Origin of the sequence: Vibrio chagasii, from assembly GCF_002954585.1 — a bacterium.
Lineage (GTDB): Bacteria > Pseudomonadota > Gammaproteobacteria > Enterobacterales > Vibrionaceae > Vibrio > Vibrio chagasii_A.
Genome location: NZ_MSCI01000001.1, coordinates 665,150 through 682,584, shown reverse-complemented (window position 1 = coordinate 682,584; position 17,435 = coordinate 665,150). Strand labels below are relative to the sequence as shown.

Annotated in this window: 19 protein-coding genes and 1 pseudogene; 10 read left to right on the top strand and 10 right to left on the bottom strand. The window is 43.2% G+C overall.

Annotated elements, in window-relative coordinates; translation table 11 throughout:
- Positions 1 to 180: 180 nt before the first annotated feature.
- Both BTO10_RS03335 and BTO10_RS03330 read left to right on the top strand, forming a co-directional pair.
- Entirely contained in the window at positions 181 to 522 is a 342-nt protein-coding gene (locus BTO10_RS03335; protein ID WP_105023563.1) for a 50S ribosome-binding protein YggL, read from the top strand.
- A 113-nt stretch (positions 523 to 635) separates the two neighbouring features.
- Positions 636 to 821 (top strand): annotated as a pseudogene (locus tag BTO10_RS03330) (sensor histidine kinase); the annotation flags it as partial.
- A gap of 62 nt (positions 822 to 883) precedes the next feature.
- Here BTO10_RS03330 and BTO10_RS03325 read toward each other — a convergent pair.
- Together BTO10_RS03325 and BTO10_RS03320 are read right to left on the bottom strand one after the other, a co-directional pair.
- Positions 884 to 1,348 carry a hypothetical protein gene (locus BTO10_RS03325; RefSeq protein ID WP_008219313.1) on the bottom strand — a complete coding sequence of 155 codons (465 nt, stop codon included), beginning with the start codon at positions 1,346 to 1,348 and terminating at the stop codon, positions 884 to 886.
- A 148-nt stretch (positions 1,349 to 1,496) separates the two neighbouring features.
- Positions 1,497 to 2,426, bottom strand: a complete 930-nt coding sequence (locus tag BTO10_RS03320) for a DMT family transporter (RefSeq protein ID WP_105023562.1) — start codon at positions 2,424 to 2,426, stop codon at positions 1,497 to 1,499.
- Positions 2,427 to 2,657: 231 nt separating this feature from the next.
- On the opposite strand from BTO10_RS03320, the gene BTO10_RS03315 reads away from it, so the two are divergent.
- Positions 2,658 to 3,116, top strand: a complete 459-nt coding sequence (locus BTO10_RS03315; protein WP_004740109.1) for an Lrp/AsnC family transcriptional regulator — start codon at positions 2,658 to 2,660, stop codon at positions 3,114 to 3,116.
- Between the two features lie 170 nt (positions 3,117 to 3,286).
- On the opposite strand, the gene BTO10_RS03310 is transcribed toward BTO10_RS03315, so the two are convergent.
- Together BTO10_RS03310 and BTO10_RS03305 are read right to left on the bottom strand one after the other, a co-directional pair.
- Positions 3,287 to 3,529, bottom strand: coding sequence for a hypothetical protein (locus BTO10_RS03310; protein WP_004740110.1), 243 nt, complete (start codon positions 3,527 to 3,529; stop codon positions 3,287 to 3,289).
- A gap of 235 nt (positions 3,530 to 3,764) precedes the next feature.
- Complete coding sequence (locus BTO10_RS03305; RefSeq protein WP_105023561.1) at positions 3,765 to 4,352, bottom strand: hypothetical protein; 588 nt, start codon at positions 4,350 to 4,352, stop codon at positions 3,765 to 3,767.
- 105 nt (positions 4,353 to 4,457) lie between these two features.
- On the opposite strand from BTO10_RS03305, the gene BTO10_RS03300 reads away from it, so the two are divergent.
- From BTO10_RS03300 to phaC, 5 genes are all read left to right on the top strand, one after another.
- The gene (locus tag BTO10_RS03300; protein ID WP_105023560.1) at positions 4,458 to 5,129 is read left to right on the top strand and encodes a hypothetical protein; all 672 of its coding nucleotides are present in this window, start codon (positions 4,458 to 4,460) and stop codon (positions 5,127 to 5,129) included.
- 562 nt (positions 5,130 to 5,691) lie between these two features.
- Positions 5,692 to 6,432 (top strand): SDR family oxidoreductase, encoded by a 741-nt coding sequence (locus tag BTO10_RS03295; protein WP_004740113.1) that lies wholly within the window; start codon positions 5,692 to 5,694, stop codon positions 6,430 to 6,432.
- Between the two features lie 25 nt (positions 6,433 to 6,457).
- Positions 6,458 to 7,669 (top strand): acetyl-CoA C-acetyltransferase, encoded by a 1,212-nt coding sequence (locus BTO10_RS03290; protein WP_105023559.1) that lies wholly within the window; start codon positions 6,458 to 6,460, stop codon positions 7,667 to 7,669.
- Between the two features lie 132 nt (positions 7,670 to 7,801).
- On the top strand, positions 7,802 to 8,149 hold the full coding sequence (locus BTO10_RS03285; protein ID WP_105023558.1) for a phasin family protein: 348 nt from the start codon (positions 7,802 to 7,804) through the stop codon (positions 8,147 to 8,149).
- A gap of 75 nt (positions 8,150 to 8,224) precedes the next feature.
- Positions 8,225 to 10,051 carry a class I poly(R)-hydroxyalkanoic acid synthase gene (phaC, locus tag BTO10_RS03280; protein ID WP_105023557.1) on the top strand — a complete coding sequence of 609 codons (1,827 nt, stop codon included), beginning with the start codon at positions 8,225 to 8,227 and terminating at the stop codon, positions 10,049 to 10,051.
- A gap of 128 nt (positions 10,052 to 10,179) precedes the next feature.
- Here the strand turns inward: phaC and BTO10_RS03275 are convergent, their stop codons facing one another.
- The 6 genes from BTO10_RS03275 to napF all read right to left on the bottom strand — a co-directional run bounded on the left by BTO10_RS03275 (position 10,180) and on the right by napF (position 14,794).
- Entirely contained in the window at positions 10,180 to 10,317 is a 138-nt protein-coding gene (locus BTO10_RS03275; protein WP_105023556.1) for a TIGR02808 family protein, read from the bottom strand.
- An 11-nt stretch (positions 10,318 to 10,328) separates the two neighbouring features.
- Positions 10,329 to 10,907: a NapC/NirT family cytochrome c gene (locus tag BTO10_RS03270; RefSeq protein WP_004740118.1), complete on the bottom strand. Its 579-nt coding sequence runs from the start codon at positions 10,905 to 10,907 to the stop codon at positions 10,329 to 10,331.
- Between the two features lie 29 nt (positions 10,908 to 10,936).
- Positions 10,937 to 11,392 carry a nitrate reductase cytochrome c-type subunit gene (locus BTO10_RS03265; protein WP_105023555.1) on the bottom strand — a complete coding sequence of 152 codons (456 nt, stop codon included), beginning with the start codon at positions 11,390 to 11,392 and terminating at the stop codon, positions 10,937 to 10,939.
- Between the two features lie 108 nt (positions 11,393 to 11,500).
- Entirely contained in the window at positions 11,501 to 13,990 is a 2,490-nt protein-coding gene (gene napA, locus BTO10_RS03260) for a periplasmic nitrate reductase subunit alpha (RefSeq protein ID WP_105023554.1), read from the bottom strand.
- Positions 13,987 to 14,292 carry a chaperone NapD gene (locus BTO10_RS03255; RefSeq protein WP_008219286.1) on the bottom strand — a complete coding sequence of 102 codons (306 nt, stop codon included), beginning with the start codon at positions 14,290 to 14,292 and terminating at the stop codon, positions 13,987 to 13,989. Before BTO10_RS03255 ends, napA begins: the two co-directional genes overlap by 4 nt.
- 22 nt (positions 14,293 to 14,314) lie before the next feature.
- Positions 14,315 to 14,794, bottom strand: coding sequence for a ferredoxin-type protein NapF (gene napF / locus BTO10_RS03250; RefSeq protein ID WP_105023553.1), 480 nt, complete (start codon positions 14,792 to 14,794; stop codon positions 14,315 to 14,317).
- Between the two features lie 255 nt (positions 14,795 to 15,049).
- On the opposite strand from napF, the gene narQ reads away from it, so the two are divergent.
- Complete coding sequence (gene narQ / locus BTO10_RS03245; protein WP_374955514.1) at positions 15,050 to 16,774, top strand: nitrate/nitrite two-component system sensor histidine kinase NarQ; 1,725 nt, start codon at positions 15,050 to 15,052, stop codon at positions 16,772 to 16,774.
- Positions 16,761 to 17,393: a response regulator gene (locus tag BTO10_RS03240; RefSeq protein ID WP_063525159.1), complete on the top strand. Its 633-nt coding sequence runs from the start codon at positions 16,761 to 16,763 to the stop codon at positions 17,391 to 17,393. Before narQ ends, BTO10_RS03240 begins: the two co-directional genes overlap by 14 nt.
- Positions 17,394 to 17,435 lie beyond the last annotated feature (42 nt).

The following is a 17,435-nucleotide window of genomic DNA, read 5'->3' as shown; positions in this document are numbered from 1 at the left end:
AGTCTGGGTAAATGTGTGACCAATCGTGAAGTAGTTAAGTGACAGATTTTTATCGTTTTTATTAAGCTTTTGTTTCTGTAGCACGATTTTTTTCTCAAGGCTTTTTATGCAAGATAAAACTCTTGGGCATTGCGTTAGAACTGTGTATAAATGCTTAATCAAACGAAAAGAGAGACAGTTATGAAATTAGATAAAATCGAAAACAAAAATCGTCGTCTACGTAAAAAGCTATACCTAGGTGAATTCGCGATTCTGGGCTTTGAAGTAAGCTGCAAAACATCGATTACTGATTTTGACCAATACGATGTGTTCATTGATGACTTCATCGACTTCATCGATAGCATTGGTTTGTGCTTTGGCGGTGGCGGCCTTGAGCTGTTTGAAGGTTTCTTATGTTCTGTTGAGCGCTACCGTTCAGTAACTGAAGCAGAACAACTTCAAGTTGCCCAATGGCTTGAGGCGCGTGCTGAAGTAACGAAAGTTGAAGTCAGCGAGTTGATTGACGCAAACTACGCGTTCTAAATTGATCCTATCGTGTAGCTCTGCTTAAAGAGTAATACGACTTTTAGGACGAGTAACGATACACAAAACAGAGGCCGAATCGGTAAATCGATTCGGCCTTTTTGCGTTTTGACTTAGAGCCGGATTCGAAGCGGGTTAGGGTGGTTATTCACAATGAGGTGGAGCGGGAAGCGCCGAATGGTTCATTGGGGATAGGAACTAAAATCGCTCAGTCGATATTGATGCTGCATCACAGCGTACTAGAAACAACAAAGGCAGAGAACTCGTTTCAGCAAAGCTTTTACTTGCCTTCTGTGTAGTTCATTCTGCCTTTGTAATGAGCTGGGCTGTTTTACTGAACCCTGTTGAAGATTAAGGGACGCTACGCGTCTTTTTTCTCTTCGTTGCCTTCATTCACTTTTGCATAGAAGTGAAGCAGCTCTGTCAGTTCTTTAACCCAACCAAACGCATCTTTTGGTGCGTTCTTTAAGATCTTCTCAACTTTCTCACAGTGCACTTCAATTGCGATCGCTTCTTCAAGGTTGAAAGAGATCGAGTAGAAGTGCCATAACAGCAGGCGAGTCATGCGCTCGATGTTTTGCTGTGAGTTGTCCGATTCAGAAAACGCTAAGTTTACTTCACCAAGTGCAATTGCTGTCATTCGTAGCATTGCATCGAACTTCGCTGATTGCATGCGTTCTTCGCTGGTTACTTCTTCTTGTTCGAACGTGAACAATTCTGTCATTGCGTCTTCAGGAACAAGGCGATGGATCATTCTTAAACTAAATTCTTCTAGTTCATGGCGAGGCATGGTGATTAAACAATTTAAGGTGTAGTCGCGTTGCATGGTGTTCTCTTGAATCGGCAAAAAGGTCGGACAGTTTAATGGAGAAGCGTGTTGAGAAAAAGAAGATTTTAGATAAGCCTGCAAAGGTAGGCTTATCTAGACATCGTTATTGTGAAAGTGAGGAGTAGGAATACCTGAGCAACCGCAATTAAGCCTTGCTGTGAGTGGGAGGTTGATACTGCATTGCTTGATCATTTCTCATAAAGATATTGCTCGCTACCAAGCTGCCAATACAAATAGAACCAAGAGCTAGCCAGGTTAGCGTGTCAGGGATCTCGCCAAATAATGGAATAGCCAGAAGAGTCGCAATTGCGGGTGTTGCGCTGCCAAATGCGGCGGATCGTTCCGCCCCTAAGGTCTTTACAGCATATAGGTATGTGAACGCCGCTATTAAACCTGCGCCAACACCTTGTACTGCAGAATGCACAGCAAGCTCGGTAAATGGCCATTGAGCGATGGGTGTGTCTGCAAGATGACTAGGGAGCGTCCCGGTAACGATGAGAAGTAACAATAGTAACGTCGAGCAGAGAGAGATGAAGCCAGCACTAACTAATGCGTCAAGGTTGGCTACACGAGCAGAAATCGTAAATATCGCCCACATCAAGCTTCCGCATAAGAATAGCAAGTGTCCCTTGGTGTATTCAAAGTTCAAACTGCTTAAGCTCGCGCCTAAAAACAGCACGATTCCAAACAACACCATCGCCAACCCGGCGACTCGATGCCTGCTCAATGGTTGTTTAAAAAAGAGGACCGCAATGCCTGTAACAAATAGAGGTAGTGTCCCAGGAACTAAAGCACTACCGTGAGAAACCGGAACAAACTGCATTGCTGTACCAGCGACAAGGAGGTAAGGCAGCCCACTACCAATGAACATACCGAGTAAGTATCGCGCAGGCACCGCAGTGACGATGTTACGGGCTTTCCATACCAGTGGCAGTAGCAGGAGGGTGGGTATAAAGAAGCGAGTGAGAGCGATGTCTGCGGGCGTTAAATTTGAATTGGCGCCACCTTTTAGTGAGAGAAAAAAACTCGCCCAGATCAGTAAAGTGACAGTAATGGAAAGGTAGCCAAGCTTCATAATATAAACAAACAAGTGAGTGATGATTAATTATGATGGGATTCGTGTGCCTTAGGTTGGCAAAATTGAATGAGTTTTTACTTACTATTGGTGATTTTTGCTAACATTATAAAAATTATTAGTGCTTAAAACCCTTGTTGTGGTCTTTTATGTTTACCACGTTGATTGGTGATAGATCTAAATGGGGGCTGCTCTCATTGCTCTTTTTAATACCAAAGGATAAGTCGCGTTATGGATAGAATAGATAGACATCTTCTTGAACTACTACAAAAAGATGGTCGATTGACAACGGCTGAACTCGCTGAGGTGGTGGGATTATCTGCGTCTCCATGTGCAAGGCGTATCAAAAGGCTTGAAGAAAAAGGGATAATCGATGGCTATCGCGTGAGCTTGTCTCGAGAAAAAGTCGGTGTGGCGATGAGTGTGTTTGTTGAAGTGAGCCTAAACAATCACCAAGAAGTGTCGATCGATAAGTTCGAAGGAGCGGTTGTCGAGATGGAGGAGGTGATCAGCTGCCATGTTGTCTCTGGCGCTTATGATTATCTTTTAGAGGTGGTTAGTCCAAACCTAATGGCCTATGAAGCATTTACTAGAAAACTCCAACGGTTATCTAACGTCAAAGATATCCATACACACCTAGCGATAAGGCAAGTTAAAGGTAATGCGCCGCTTCCGGTGTATACCGACTAACCCTGTGGAAGCTTGGTTGTTATTGGTGGAGAGTGAGCTGAAAACGAAATGATTTGATCTTTGGGTAACAATGCGAAGGTGCCCCAAGATCTTTTACAAGATGCCAAACTCAAGGCAATAAAAAACGGAGCACCTCGTGAAAGGTACTCCGTATATGATAGGTGCAAAACTTAGTGATACTTAAAGTTAGAGATTGAACAATCTCCAGTTTGTGCATTAATTCTGAATGAAAAAGCATGTGAATGATAATCCACACCGTCATTCCAGATTGTTTCTCCAAATATCTTACATAGCTCTAATTCACTTACTGAACCGAACTCTTCCATGTGTTTAGCTACAGATAAAAGCTTAGCTCTTATCTCTGCAGTCCATTCCGTGTTACTCAAGCAGTTGAAAGCCATAGTTTTTTGCATATTACCTAGCCAAAATGTTTCTTGTTATTAAGTTATATGAAGATTCATGATAACAATTTTTTGGCGTTTGTAAATCTATTTTGTGATGAATCTCTCACATAATTACTTGCATTGGTTGGAAATTGAACTTTGTTGTTGATAGATAACACATTAGTTTTACAAGTTATTGATAAAGCTTTGATTAAGGCAGGGTTGAATACATTTTCATCAGGCGTGGCTGATTTTGCAGATAAATCTAGCGAAGCGGTTCGTTTGATTGAACGCTTTCCCGTTCATTTGATTGGCGCGCAGCATCGATCATTGTGGCTTCCTGACGATACCTAAATGATAGTAGCCTGAACTTTTCACTCAGCACATTAAGGTCTTGCGAGAGAGATTGAGAGCTCTTCACATGTGACAGTGCGCTTACTGATTGGCGAGCTAGTTTTGCTTTATCGCATTGTTTAGCCATTACTTCCCATAGTTGAGCAAGAGAACGAGCGCCTTCTAGTTCGGTAGATACTACATATGACTGTTTAAGCAGAACTTCGGAAATATCGTAAGCGGTATTCATGTGGCTGTTGAGCTGTGTATTAAATCTTTGTTCATACTTTGCCCAAAGTTCAACGACTTGCTCTCCGGTGAAATGTTTAGATAGTAGGGCCTTTGACTCATAGGTTGAGAGAACTTGGTTGAACTCTTTTGTGTATTGATTATAGCGAGTTTCAAAGGCGAGCTGACGAGCTAGCAGCGTTTGCCAACTCTCACTGTTACATTCACTGGCTATTACCACACTAGCACTCAAAGAGACGTTTATGATCAGAACCTTAACCCAAAAACTCATGACCTTCCTCTACTTACGATGTTTTCAATATAGAGTATAGATGAGCTGATGCGTGAGTTGATGTACACTGGAAATTCACTTCTAACGGATAAGTTGGTGGATTGAATGAAAAAAGCGCTGATCGCTTTATTTGTATTGTTAATCTTGGGTGGAGGAGGCGCTGCGTACTACTTCTTCATTATGAAGAAAGATCCTACGCCACCAGAAAAAGTTGAAGAGCCCGTTGCTGAAACTATTGAGCAACCTATATCTGAATTAAAGCCTGTTATGGAACTACAACCTGAGCCAGAGCAGACAGAGTTTTATGTGTTAGATAGAAAGCTCGAAGTGGTAGAACAGCCTGAGATTGATGGCTTGATAACGGACTACCTCTACAAAGGGGAAAAGGTAGAAGTACTTGAGAAACTGGGCGATTGGGCACGTATTTCCGATTACATTGTTCTGAAAGAAGGTGGCCCGCAAACAGCAGAGTGGGTTTCCATGTCTGGCTTATCGAATGATGAAGTGGTCATGTCTGATAAGGAAAGCAAAGAGATATTAGACTCTTACTTAGTTAAGTCCGACGATCTTAAGCTGTACCAAGAGAAATTTCGCAACTCAGTTGCTAAGTTGATGTCTGAAGGTGAGTGCGAACCCAGTGACTTTGAAGAGTTAGGCGGTTGGGTAAAATCGGTTCGGTATAGCGATCGCGATGTTTACTTTATCTACTGCGGTGGCTTGTCTCTTGAAAACAAAATTTATCTTGATGTAAATACCAATGAAATATTTACAGATTAAGAGAAAATCAAGTATTACTATTGAGAATGTAACCGTCGCTAGACTATAAGTTATCAATTAATTATTAAAGCCCAATCTGTAATGGAGTGGGCTTTTTCTTATTTATGAAATGAAGATTCAATCATTTTACCCTTAAAATCATATTGCTCGCTTTATAGAATAAATAAGATAGATTTATTAATAACAAATAATACTTTTACTAATATTTGGGTCTTCAATAGATTATGTTTTTAATATTGCATTCTTATTGAAACAAGATTCGGAATAGGGTTTTCTCTTTTATTTACAGTGATTTATCATTTTTACTGATATAAGTAAAATTAAAAATATTATTTAAAATCATATGCTTGCGCGGGTTTTACATGTATTTAACATTTCACGGTTTTTGTGAAGCTAGTCAGATTTTTAGACATCAGTAGGAATTATTTTCTGTTTGTAATAATAATTTTTGATTTTGATATGTAGTGTTTAATTAAAGCAACGCGAAAGTTTAATTATCGAATAATACATTATTTTATTAACATCATTGTTATTTAATTGCTTATAAGGGATGGAACCATTAATGAAAAAACTTGCTTTAATTACAGGGTCAAAGGGCGGTATCGGATCGGCTATATCATCTAAGTTGGTCGCTGACGGATATCGTGTGATTGCGACTTATTTTACTGGAAATTATCAGTGTGCACTGGAGTGGTTCAACGAGAAACAGTTTACTGAAGATCAAGTGAGATTGTTTGAATTGGATGTCACCAACACAGAAGAGTGCGCATTGAGCTTGAGCAAGTTGTTAGAGGAAGAGGGAACCGTTGATGTTCTCGTTAATAACGCTGGCATCACCCGTGATAGCGTATTTAAAAAGATGAACGCCGAAGCGTGGAAAGAGGTTATCGAAACGAACTTAAACAGCCTGTTCAACGTGACTCAACCGCTGTTCGCACCTATGTGTGAGAAAGGAAACTGCCGCGTTATCAATATCTCGTCAGTGAATGGCCTTAAAGGGCAATTTGGACAAACTAACTACTCGGCAGCTAAAGCGGGAATGATTGGTTTCTCGAAAGCCTTGGCTGCAGAAGGCGCTCGCAGTGGCGTAACAGTGAACGTGATTGCCCCTGGCTACACTGCAACGCCAATGGTTGAGCAAATGAAGCCTGAAGTGTTGGATTCAATCAAGAATCAAATCCCAATGAAACGTTTAGCAACGCCTGTGGAAATTGCCGAAGCGGTGGGTTTCCTAGCAAGTGAATCTGGTGCGTATATTACGGGCGAGACTTTGTCTGTAAATGGCGGTTTGTACATGCACTAATGGCGAAACTTACAGGAATTGAATGATGGAAAAAGTATTTATTGTTGCAGCGAAACGCACACCAATTGGTTCATTCACGGGTTCATTAAAAAACGTTAGTGCGGGTGAGCTGGCTGGAGTAGCAATTAAAGGTGCTCTTGATTCAGTAGATCTTCCCCTAGATGTGATTGATGAAGTGATCGTAGGTAACGTGATCTCAGCAGGGCAAGGTATGGGGGTTGCACGTCAGGCTTCTATCTACGCTGGGCTACCTGAAGAGACTCCAGCTTACGGCGTTAACATGATCTGCGGTAGTGGTATGAAATCAGTCATGGACGCTGCAGCTCATATTAAAGCCCAAGATGCAGAAATCGTGGTTGCTGCAGGCGTGGAGGTAATGTCTCAAATCCCTTTCGTGGTTCCGCCAAGTATTCGTAACGGTCACAAGATGGGTGACATTTCGATGAAAGATCTGCTTGTTGGCGATGGCCTGACGGATGCGTTCAATCATTACCACATGGGTATGACAGCAGAGAACATTGCGAATGCATTGAATATCTCGCGTCTTGCTCAAGATAACTACGCGCTAGAAAGCCAACAAAAAGCGGTAGCTGCGATCGAAGCGGGTAAGTTTGCTGAGCAAATTGTGCCTGTTGAAGTGAAACAGCGCAGACAGACCGTCACCTTTGATACCGATGAATACCCGAAAGCGGATGCAACATTCGAAGGTTTGCAAAAGCTTCGCCCAGCCTTCGACCGTGAAGGTACTGTAACGGCGGGCAACGCTTCAGGTATTAATGACGGTGCGAGTGCAATCATATTGGCATCAGAGAGTGCTGTAACAAAATACGGCCTAACACCGCTGGTAGAGCTAACAAGCTACGCACAGTCAGGATTAGACCCAAAGATCATGGGATTGGGCCCAGTAGAGGCTGTATCTAAAGCGCTGGATAAGGCTGGCTTAACACTCGAACAAGTTGATCTGTTTGAATTAAACGAAGCGTTTGCGGCTCAAGCGTTAGGTGTGATGTATCAGCTATCAGAGCAACACGATCTACCTCTCGAAGCCTTTAAACCAAAAGTGAATGTCAATGGTGGCGCGATTGCGCTAGGGCATCCTCTAGGTGCGTCGGGCAATCGAATCATTGTCTCACTCATCCACGAAATGCTTGAGCAAAAGACCAGTTATGGCGTTGCTTCACTTTGCGTCGGTGGGGGAATGGGAACCGCTGTTCTGCTTAAGGGTATTGAAGGTTAACGCCGGATGTAGCGTTGGCAAGCTAAACAATTTATCGCTGCAGTCTACGAGGTGCGCTAACAAACCATCACACCTTAGCTGAAACGATACAAATACTAATTTACTACACTATGTATTCATCAGGAGTTACTTATGTACACGGATATTTTCAAAACAATTACTGACCAAACTGAAAAGCAATTTGAACCGTACTTTAAGTTCAACAAGTTAGTTGCAAAGAACGTTCAAACCATGACGGAATTGCAAGTGAATGCGATGAAGACTTATACGGATATGGGTCTTGCTCAAATGAAAGCGGTAAGTGAAATTAAAGATGTGAACAGCCTTACTGCATTCAACAGCCAGCAGCTAGCAGCGTTAACTCAACTGTCTCAACAGATGATGAGCGACAGCGCAAAGCTGCAAGCGGTAGCGAAAGAGTTCAAAGAAGACGTTGAAACACTAACAACTGAAAACTTGAAAACAGTTACACCTGCATAAATTCAATCGCCATCGAGTTAGTACAGTGTTTACTGTGAGGCTCGGTGGCGATTTTCCGATTATTGGAGTCATGTTATGTTTCAACACTTCTTTTCGGACTACCTTGTTAAACTTCAACAAACAAACCAGCAATGGTGGGACAACTTTGAACAAAACAAGGAAGCCGCGCAATCTCCCTTAAACCAAGCGATGCAAGAATTGAATTTTGATGATGCATCGAAAATCTTCGAGCAAGCTGCTAACCAACCCGCTGTATTACTTCAGTTACAATCCCAATGGTGGGAGCAACAACTCAAGATCTGGCAAAACGCTGCATTGATGGGTAACACAGAAAGTGTCATTACTGAAGATCGCAGTGATAAACGCTTTATTGATGAAGCGTGGAAAAACGACCCGTTTTATAGTTTTATCAAGCAATCATATCTGTTGTTTAGCAAAAGCTATATCGACACCATAAACTCAATTGACGGCATTGATGAGAAAACCAAAGAGCGTGTTGCGTTCTTTTCACGTCAAGCGATCAACGCACTTTCTCCAAGCAACTTTATTGCGACAAACCCAGAGCTGATGAAACTGACGCTTGAGCGAAATGGTGAAAACCTGATCGATGGGCTTGAGCAACTGCAAGCAGATGTTGAAGCAAGCGCTGATATCCTGAAAATTCGCATGACTAACAATAATGCTTTCCGGTTGGGAGTCGATGTTGCTAATACGGAAGGTGATGTGGTTTTCCAAAATGAATTGTTTGAACTGATTCAATACTACCCGAAAACGCCTCAGGTTAATGCTACGCCATTGCTGATCGTACCGCCGTTTATCAATAAGTATTACATTCTCGATCTTCGTGAGAAGAACTCGATGGTGCGCTGGTTGCTTGAACAAGGGCACAGTGTGTTCATGATGTCTTGGCGCAATCCTGGTGAAGCACAGAAAGAGTTAGAGTTTGGTGACTATGTGACTGAAGGTGTCGCGAAAGCTGTGACCGCAATTGAAGACATTACAGGCAAAGAGCAGATCAACGCTGCGGGTTACTGTATTGGCGGCACGGTATTGGCTTCAACAGTCGCTTACTATGCCGCTAAGCGTATGAAGAAACGCATTAAAACCGCTACCTTCTTTACGACTTTATTAGATTTCTCTCAGCCGGGGGAGGTGGGCGCCTATATCAATGAAACGATCATTAACGCCATAGAAAAACAGAACGATGCTAAAGGCTTTATGGATGGTAGATCGTTGAGTGTGACGTTCAGTCTGCTGCGTGAAAACAGCTTGTACTGGAACTACTACATTGACAATTACCTAAAAGGCAGCAGTCCAATGGAGTTCGACCTGCTCTATTGGAACAGTGATAGCACCAATGTAGCTGCTAAGTGTCATAACTTCCTGCTACGAGAGTTGTACCTTGAAAACAAACTGGTGCAAGATAAGGGCGTGAAAGTGGGCGGTGTCTGGATTGACCTGAATAAGATCAAAATACCTAGTTACTTCATCTCTACTAAGGACGACCACATTGCACTTTGGCAGGGGACTTACCGCGGTGCACTGAACACGGGTGGTAACAAGACGTTTGTGTTGGGCGAGTCTGGACATATCGCAGGTATTGTTAACCATCCAGACAAAAAAAAGTATGGATTTTGGCTTAACGACAATTTAGATGATTCTGCTGACGAGTGGCTATCAAATGCAACTCACAATGAAGGTTCTTGGTGGACACACTGGAATCAATGGCTACAGGGCTTTGAAGCGGGTGAAAGGGTTGAACCGTTCAATCAAGGTTCTGAGCTGTATCCTGTGATTGGTCAAGCGCCAGGTAATTACGTAAAACAGGTGCTTCCAATTGTTGATAAAGCTAAGAGCGATACAGAAGTTACAGAGAAAGGCGCCCAACCACGCGACGCTTAGTGTTCGTATGGATACTTTACAACAATAAAACAGAACCGCAGGTAATAAAAAAGCCACTGAATTCAGTGGCTTTTTAACTTTAACTCTTCTCTAAGGTATCAAAAGTAGGAGAAAAGATGATTCGATTCTTAATCGATTTCTTTGTCTTTACCCATAGATAAAATCCAAAGAGATACGGCTGCAACACCTACGAAGCCGGTAAGAATGATAAATGGCATAGCACTGTAACCTAGGATATGCCAAATCACGCTTTCTAAAGTACTCATTCAATTGCTCCTTATTGCCAGCCTTCAACACCGTGCATGTCTGGTAGTTTATGTGCGATACCTTTGTGGCAGTCTACACATGTCTTCTCACCAGAAGCCAGCGCTGTTGAGTGTTGTTTCGCACTACGAGGGCTCTGTTCAGAGAAATCCATGTAATCGAACTGGTGACAGTTACGGCACTCAAGCGAATCGTTCTTCTTCAATCGAGCCCATTCTCGTTCCGCTAAGTGATGACGGCGCTCTTTGAATTTCTCAGGCGTGTCAATCGTCTTAGCAATAAAGTGAGCGTACAGCTCTTTTGATGCTTGAACCTTACGAACAATTTTATCAGTCCATTCATGTGGTACGTGACAGTCTGAACAGATTGCACGAACACCAGAACGGTTTGAGTAGTGAATTGTCTCTTGGATCTCTTCAACGATAGGTGCGTGACAGCCAGAACAGAATTCTTCTGTGTTGGTTGCTTCCATACCTGTGTTAAATGCACCCCAGAACAAAAGACCGCCAGAGAACCCCAAGAAAAGTACAAGGCCAACGGCTGCTTTACTAGGAGTTGTCAGTCTTTTCCAAAACGCTTTTAGTAATTTCATATAATCGCCTCTCTACAATACGGCTAAGATTAGCGTAGTGAGTCAACAGGTTTGAATTCGTTCTCTACTAATGGTTTCGCACTAGCTTGTGGAACGTGACACTGCAGACAGAAGTAACGACGAGGTGAAACGTCAGCAAGTACTGCATCTTCACGGTTCATGTAGTGGGTAACACTAATTTTTGTTGCACCCATCTCTTTCGCATTTTTCCAGCTATGGCAAGACAGACATTTGTTCGCGTTTAGAGACACTTCGTAGTTACGGATATTGTGTGGTATCAATGGTGGTTGGTATACGTAATCGCTTTCAAGTACTTGGTCGCGAGGGTACTTTTTGAAGTCGTCTGCTGCACGCGTTGCTTCAAGCTCACTTGCACCACGTAAAGACTCTACGCCACCAATGCCGCCAGGGTTATCCAGCTCAGCTTGAGCCACGCCAGCTAACAAAAGACCGGCTGATAGTAGGGCAGTAATCAGTTTTTTCATGTTAATTTCTCCGCCTAAAGGCTAATTCTTTGAGAGGACTACTTTCTCTAAATGGTGAAAAAGTAGCCGCAATATTAATGCTTAAGATCGTTTCTCTAAGCCTAGGGCTTAAGCAACTTTAGTGATCTTAACTGGACACTTCTTGTAGTCCGTCTGTTTAGACAGAGGATCCGTTGCATCCAAGATCAACTTGTTGATCAGAATTCTTGCATCAAAGAACGGTACGAATACCAAGCCTTGTGGTGGACGGTTACGGCCGCGAGTTTCAACACGTACACGAACTTCACCACGTTTGTTTTCGATAAGAACTTCATCACCACGGCGTAGGCCACGAGCTTTAGCATCAGCAGGGTGCATGTAACACAGTGCATCTGGCACAGCTTTGTAAAGTTCTGGCACACGACGAGTCATAGTACCGGTGTGCCAGTGCTCAAGAACACGGCCTGTACATAGCCACATATCGTACTCTTCGCTTGGCACTTCTGGTGGCGCTTCGTACGGAGCATTGATAATCAGTGCTTTACCGTCTGGCTTACCATAGAAATCCCAACCAGAGCCTGCTTTCGCATATGGATCTGAACCTTCTTTAAAGCGCCATTGAGTTTCTTTACCATCAACAACTGGCCAGCGTAGACCACGAACTTGGTGGTAGCGATCGTATGGTGCTAAATCGTGACCGTGGCCGCGACCGAAGGCTGCGTATTCTTCGAATAGACCTTTCTGTACGTAGAAACCTTGTGCTTGTGCGTCGTCGTTGAGCTCTTGAGCTTCAGAGAGAGGGAAAGCATCAACATTGCCGTTTTTGTAAAGCACGTCGTACATGGTTTTGCCACGTAGTTCAGGTGCTTTAGCTAGAAGCTCTTCGCCCCAAACCTCTTCGATAGTGAAGCGCTTAGAGAACTCCATGATTTGCCACAGGTCAGACTTAGCTTCACCTACAGTTTTCACTTGTTGGTACCAAGCTTGTGTTCGACGTTCTGCGTTACCGTAAGCTCCTTCTTTCTCGATCCACATTGCTGTTGGAAGGATAAGGTCAGCGGCTTGCGCTGTTGCTGTTGGGTACGGGTCAGAACATACGATGAAGTTGTCTGGGTGACGGTAACCAGGTAGACGTTCAGTGTTGATGTTTGGACCTGCTTGCATGTTGTTGTTACACATTACCCAGTAAGCGTTGATAGTACCGTCTTTCAGTGCGCGGTCTTGAGCAACAGCGTGTTTGCCTGGCTTAGGTGGGATAGTACCTTCCGGAAGTTTCCAGATTTCCTCTGCAATCTTACGGTGTTTAGGATTCGCAACTACCATATCTGCTGGTAGACGGTGAGAGAACGTACCTACTTCACGAGCTGTACCACAAGCAGATGGTTGGCCAGTTAGTGAGAATGGGCTGTTACCTGGAGTAGAAATCTTACCTGTTAGAAGGTGGATGTTGTACACAAGGCTGTTCATCCATACACCACGAGTATGTTGGTTCATCCCCATTGTCCATAGAGACATCACTTTGATGTTTGGATCCGCATATTGCTTAGCAAGCTTGACCAGGTTCTCTTCAGATACGCCTGACATTTCAGATGCTTTCTCTACCGTGTACTCTGCAACCGCTGCTTTGTACTCCTCGAAAGTGATTGCAGTCATTGCACCTGAGTTAGGGTTTGCTGCTGCTTTCTGTATTGGATCGTCATCACGAAGGCCGTAACCGATGTCAGTTGTTGCCTGTTTGAAGTGCGTATGCTTGTTTACGAAGTCCCAGTTAACCGCATCGTTTTGAATGATGTAGTTTGCGATGAAGTTAGCGATCGCAAGGTCAGACTGAGGGTTGAAGATGTAACCAGTGTCAGCAAGCTCAAAAGAGCGGTGATAGTAAGTAGACAGTACGTTTACTTGAACGTGTGGGTGGCTTAGACGACGGTCTGTAATACGAGTCCATAGTACTGGGTGCATTTCTGCCATGTTTGAACCCCACAGTACAAATGCGTCCGCGTGTTCAAAGTCATCGTAACAACCCATTGGTTCATCGATACCAAAGGTACGCATAAATGCACCCACCGCAGAAGCCATACAGTGACGAGCGTTTGGATCGATGTTGTTTGAACGGAAACCCGCTTTCATCATCTTAACGGCTGCGTAGCCTTCCATAACTGTCCACTGACCAGAGCCGAACATACCAACACCTGTTGGGCCGTTCTTCTTAAGAGATGCTTTCCATTTCTCAGCCATCACGTCGAACGCTTTGTCCCAAGATACTGGCGCGAAATCACCATCTTTATGGAACTCACCATCTTTCATACGAAGAAGAGGTTGCTCAAGACGGTCTTTACCGTACATAATTTTCGAAAGGAAGTAGCCTTTGATACAATTAAGGCCTTTGTTTACAGGTGCTTCTGGGTCGCCTTGAGTCGCAACCACTTTGCCGTTTTGAGTACCTACTAGTACCGAACAGCCCGTACCACAAAAACGACAAGGCGCTTTATCCCACGTGATTTTTGTTTGATCTGAGCTAGCAATCAGGTTGGTTGCTGCTGCTGGTAGTGTTACACCTGCAACGGCTGCCGCTGATGCAGCTGCGTTTGCTTTCACAAACGCACGTCTTGTCATTTTCATACTTCACCCTCGAGTTGAGAATTGTTGCTTCCAGTTTCTAAATCCGTTTCGTCTAGTCCAGTCTCGATTTGGTGATAAACCAAAGCTGTCCCTAAAACGTTCTTAATGTTGTTTATTGCTTCGATGGTGTCCGTTACAAAACCTTGGTTTTCGGTTTCTAGGACCACGATGATTTTGCCTTCAGGGCTATCTCCGTAGATTTCAGCGTTATCGAATTGCTCGATCTCTGCTTTGATCTCATTGAGATGCTCTGGGCTCACATGCACGACTAGACTTGATATATGCACTTCATTTAGTGCCATAAATTGCTCTCGTTATATCTATTTATTCATTACTCACAAGAACGGCTGAAGTAGGGCAAACTGCTACGCATGCTCCACAACCGCTACATTCATCTAACTCGATTTTCGGTAGAGCAACGCTGCCTGCTCTAAGTTGAAACTGAATGGCCATAGGTTCACACATGTCTCCACAGCTTCGGCATTCAACATTTTGCTGTGCTAAACACTTATCAGAGATATGTGCTTTGGCTTGCCAAGGCTCTCCTTGCTTTGGCTTAAAAATGGATTCGGGACAAACATCTGCACATTGATAGCAGAACGTACATTCATCAATTGAGAAATCGACAGTGGGGAACCCGCCATCACCGATAGTAATGATTTTAGTCTCACAACTCTCGATGCATTTTCCGCAGCGAATACAGTCAGTTTCAAAGTTTTCTGGGTTTTTAATCCAAGGTAGACGAACACGATTTGAGTCAACTTTTTGTCGAAAAAATAGACGACGTTTCGATAGATCTATCACTCAATACCCACAAATATTTCTAATAATATGAATGCACGCCTAGCATCCATTAACATTTATTCATTAGCCCTTACAATTAGTGTAGTTTTAGAAATGATTGTATAAATACCACCTAAGGGTTAATTAGGGGGATGTATTGTTTTAGATCAAGAAATTGAGTGGCAATTGAGCCAATGCTGAATAGAGCTATAGTTTTTGATATGTGACAATATAGAGGTGTATATGGGCATTTTCATTAGGAAGGAGCTTTTGCGCATGAGACCAACCTCATCAGTGACGAGTACAATAGCAAAATCTTTACTCTGGATATTGCTGTTGTCCGTTGCTACTACAGGTTTTGCTATCTTTACTTTAGCTTCAAGCCTGAACGATGCGGAAGCCGTCAACGTGGCCGGCTCAATGCGTATGCAAAGCTATCGGTTAGCTCATGATATTCAAATAGAATCTGCTGATTTCGGCTCCCACATCCGCGAGTTTGAACGTTCACTTTATTCGCCATCGATGACTAGGTTGGTGAGTTGGGATGTACCGACGGATATCACAGAAGACTACTACCTAATTATTGGCCGTTGGCATGAGTTGAAACGCGTACTGAATAGTGCGGACAGAAAACACTATCTCGTACTGGTTGAGAATTTCGTGGTTGAAATAGATGGCTTCGTTTTTAAACTGCAAGAGTTCTCAGAAGATAAGTTGATAAAACTGGCATGGGCTGGTGGTATCGGTTTAGGCGGAATTCTCGTCATATCTCTTTTTGTTGTTCATTTTGTACGTAAACAGGTTGTTAAACCGCTACATGCTCTTGTCGGTGCGAGCCAAAGAATCAAAAACAGCGACTTCGAGGTAGAGCTCAAGGTGACCAGTAACAACGAAATGGGCATTTTGACCAAAACCTTCAACTCGATGGCCAAAGATTTAGGTGTGCTTTATCGAAACCTTGAAGATGTGGTGGATGCGAAGACGATTGAGCTGCTAAACGCTAACCAGTCGCTGCAGGCACTTTATAATTCATCACAAGAGCTTACGGTTGCGCGTATTACACCTGAAAACTTTAGGGCGATATTGCAGAACCTTGTGAGTTTAGAGGGTATCGAATCTTTGCGATTAGAGATCGTAGACAACTCGGGTCGACCGTTGATTCTGGATGAAGGTTACGATCCAAGCCAAGATTACGAAAAATTTGAAATGAAGTTGGGCGATAACGAGCTCATTCTCGGCTATTTGTATTGTTCTTACCACCACGGGCACTCAACTAAAGCTCTGATCGAAAGCTTCATTCAACTACTATCGAGAGCGATCTACTACAATCGTGCTCAAAAGAAGGCTGAGCAGCTTATTATTATGGAAGAGCGTGCAACCATTGCCCGCGAGCTTCATGATTCGCTAGCTCAGTCACTGTCGTATTTGAAAATCCAAGTGACTTTGTTGAAGCGCGTGATTGGCAAATTGCCAGAACAGCAGCATCGAGAGCAATCTGAACAAATAGCGTCGGAAATCGGCAACGGTATAGTAGATGCCTATACTCAATTAAGAGAGTTGCTCACAACCTTTAGGTTGACGATAAAAGAGGGTAATTTCGGAGATGCTTTAAGCAGCATGCTTGAAGAGCTCAGCGAAAGAACAGATGCGAAGATTAACCTCACTAACAATCTTTCATCTATCGAACTTGATGCGCACAGTCAGGTTCACTTGCTTCAATTGATTCGTGAAGCAACAATAAACGCAATAAAACACGCCAATGCTGACTTGATAGATGTATGCTGTATTGATGAGGACGGTGAAGTATTAGTCGTGATAAAAGATAATGGCGATGGCTTTGACTCAAGTGGTTCCAAGGTGAACCACTATGGGATGAGCATTATGCAGGAGCGTGCGGCAAGACTGAATGGCGACTTAACGATTGAAGCGGCACAAGGTAAAGGCTGTACAGTCATATTGAAATATAAAAGTTTGAAGGAAGTTAAAGTTGACGATTTGTAAAGTAATGCTGGTTGATGATCATCCATTGATGCGAAGAGGTATAAGCCAATTACTGAGCTTTGAAGACGAATTCGAAGTGATCGCAGAAGCAAGTAACGGCACTGAAGCGGTTGCTCTTGCTCATGAAGAAGAACCTGATTTGATCTTGCTTGATCTGAACATGAAGGGCATGTCTGGTCTAGATACATTGAAAGCCCTTCGTACTGATGGTTCTAGTGCTAACATCGTTATTCTTACGGTATCTGATAGCCCAGCAGATATTGAAGCGCTCGTAAAAGCGGGGGCTGATGGCTACTTATTGAAAGACACTGAGCCTGATGAGCTTATTGAGTTGCTCAAACAAGCATACGGTGGTGACAATGCATATAGCAGCGTAGTTGCTCGTTATTTAAATGATGCCGCGAGTCGCAATGATATCTTTGACCAGTTAACTGAGCGTGAAATGCAGACCCTGCAAGAAGTTGCGAAAGGTTACCGTAATAAGCAGATCGCCGATCATTTGTTCATTTCTGAATCGACAGTTAAGGTACATATGAAGAGCTTGTTGAAAAAGCTGCAAGTACCTTCTCGTACAGCTGCAACCGTTCTTTACTTAGAACGCTATGGTGAAATTAAGTAGGGCTTGTTCTTTTGAAATAACACTATTTCAAGCCGTACTATT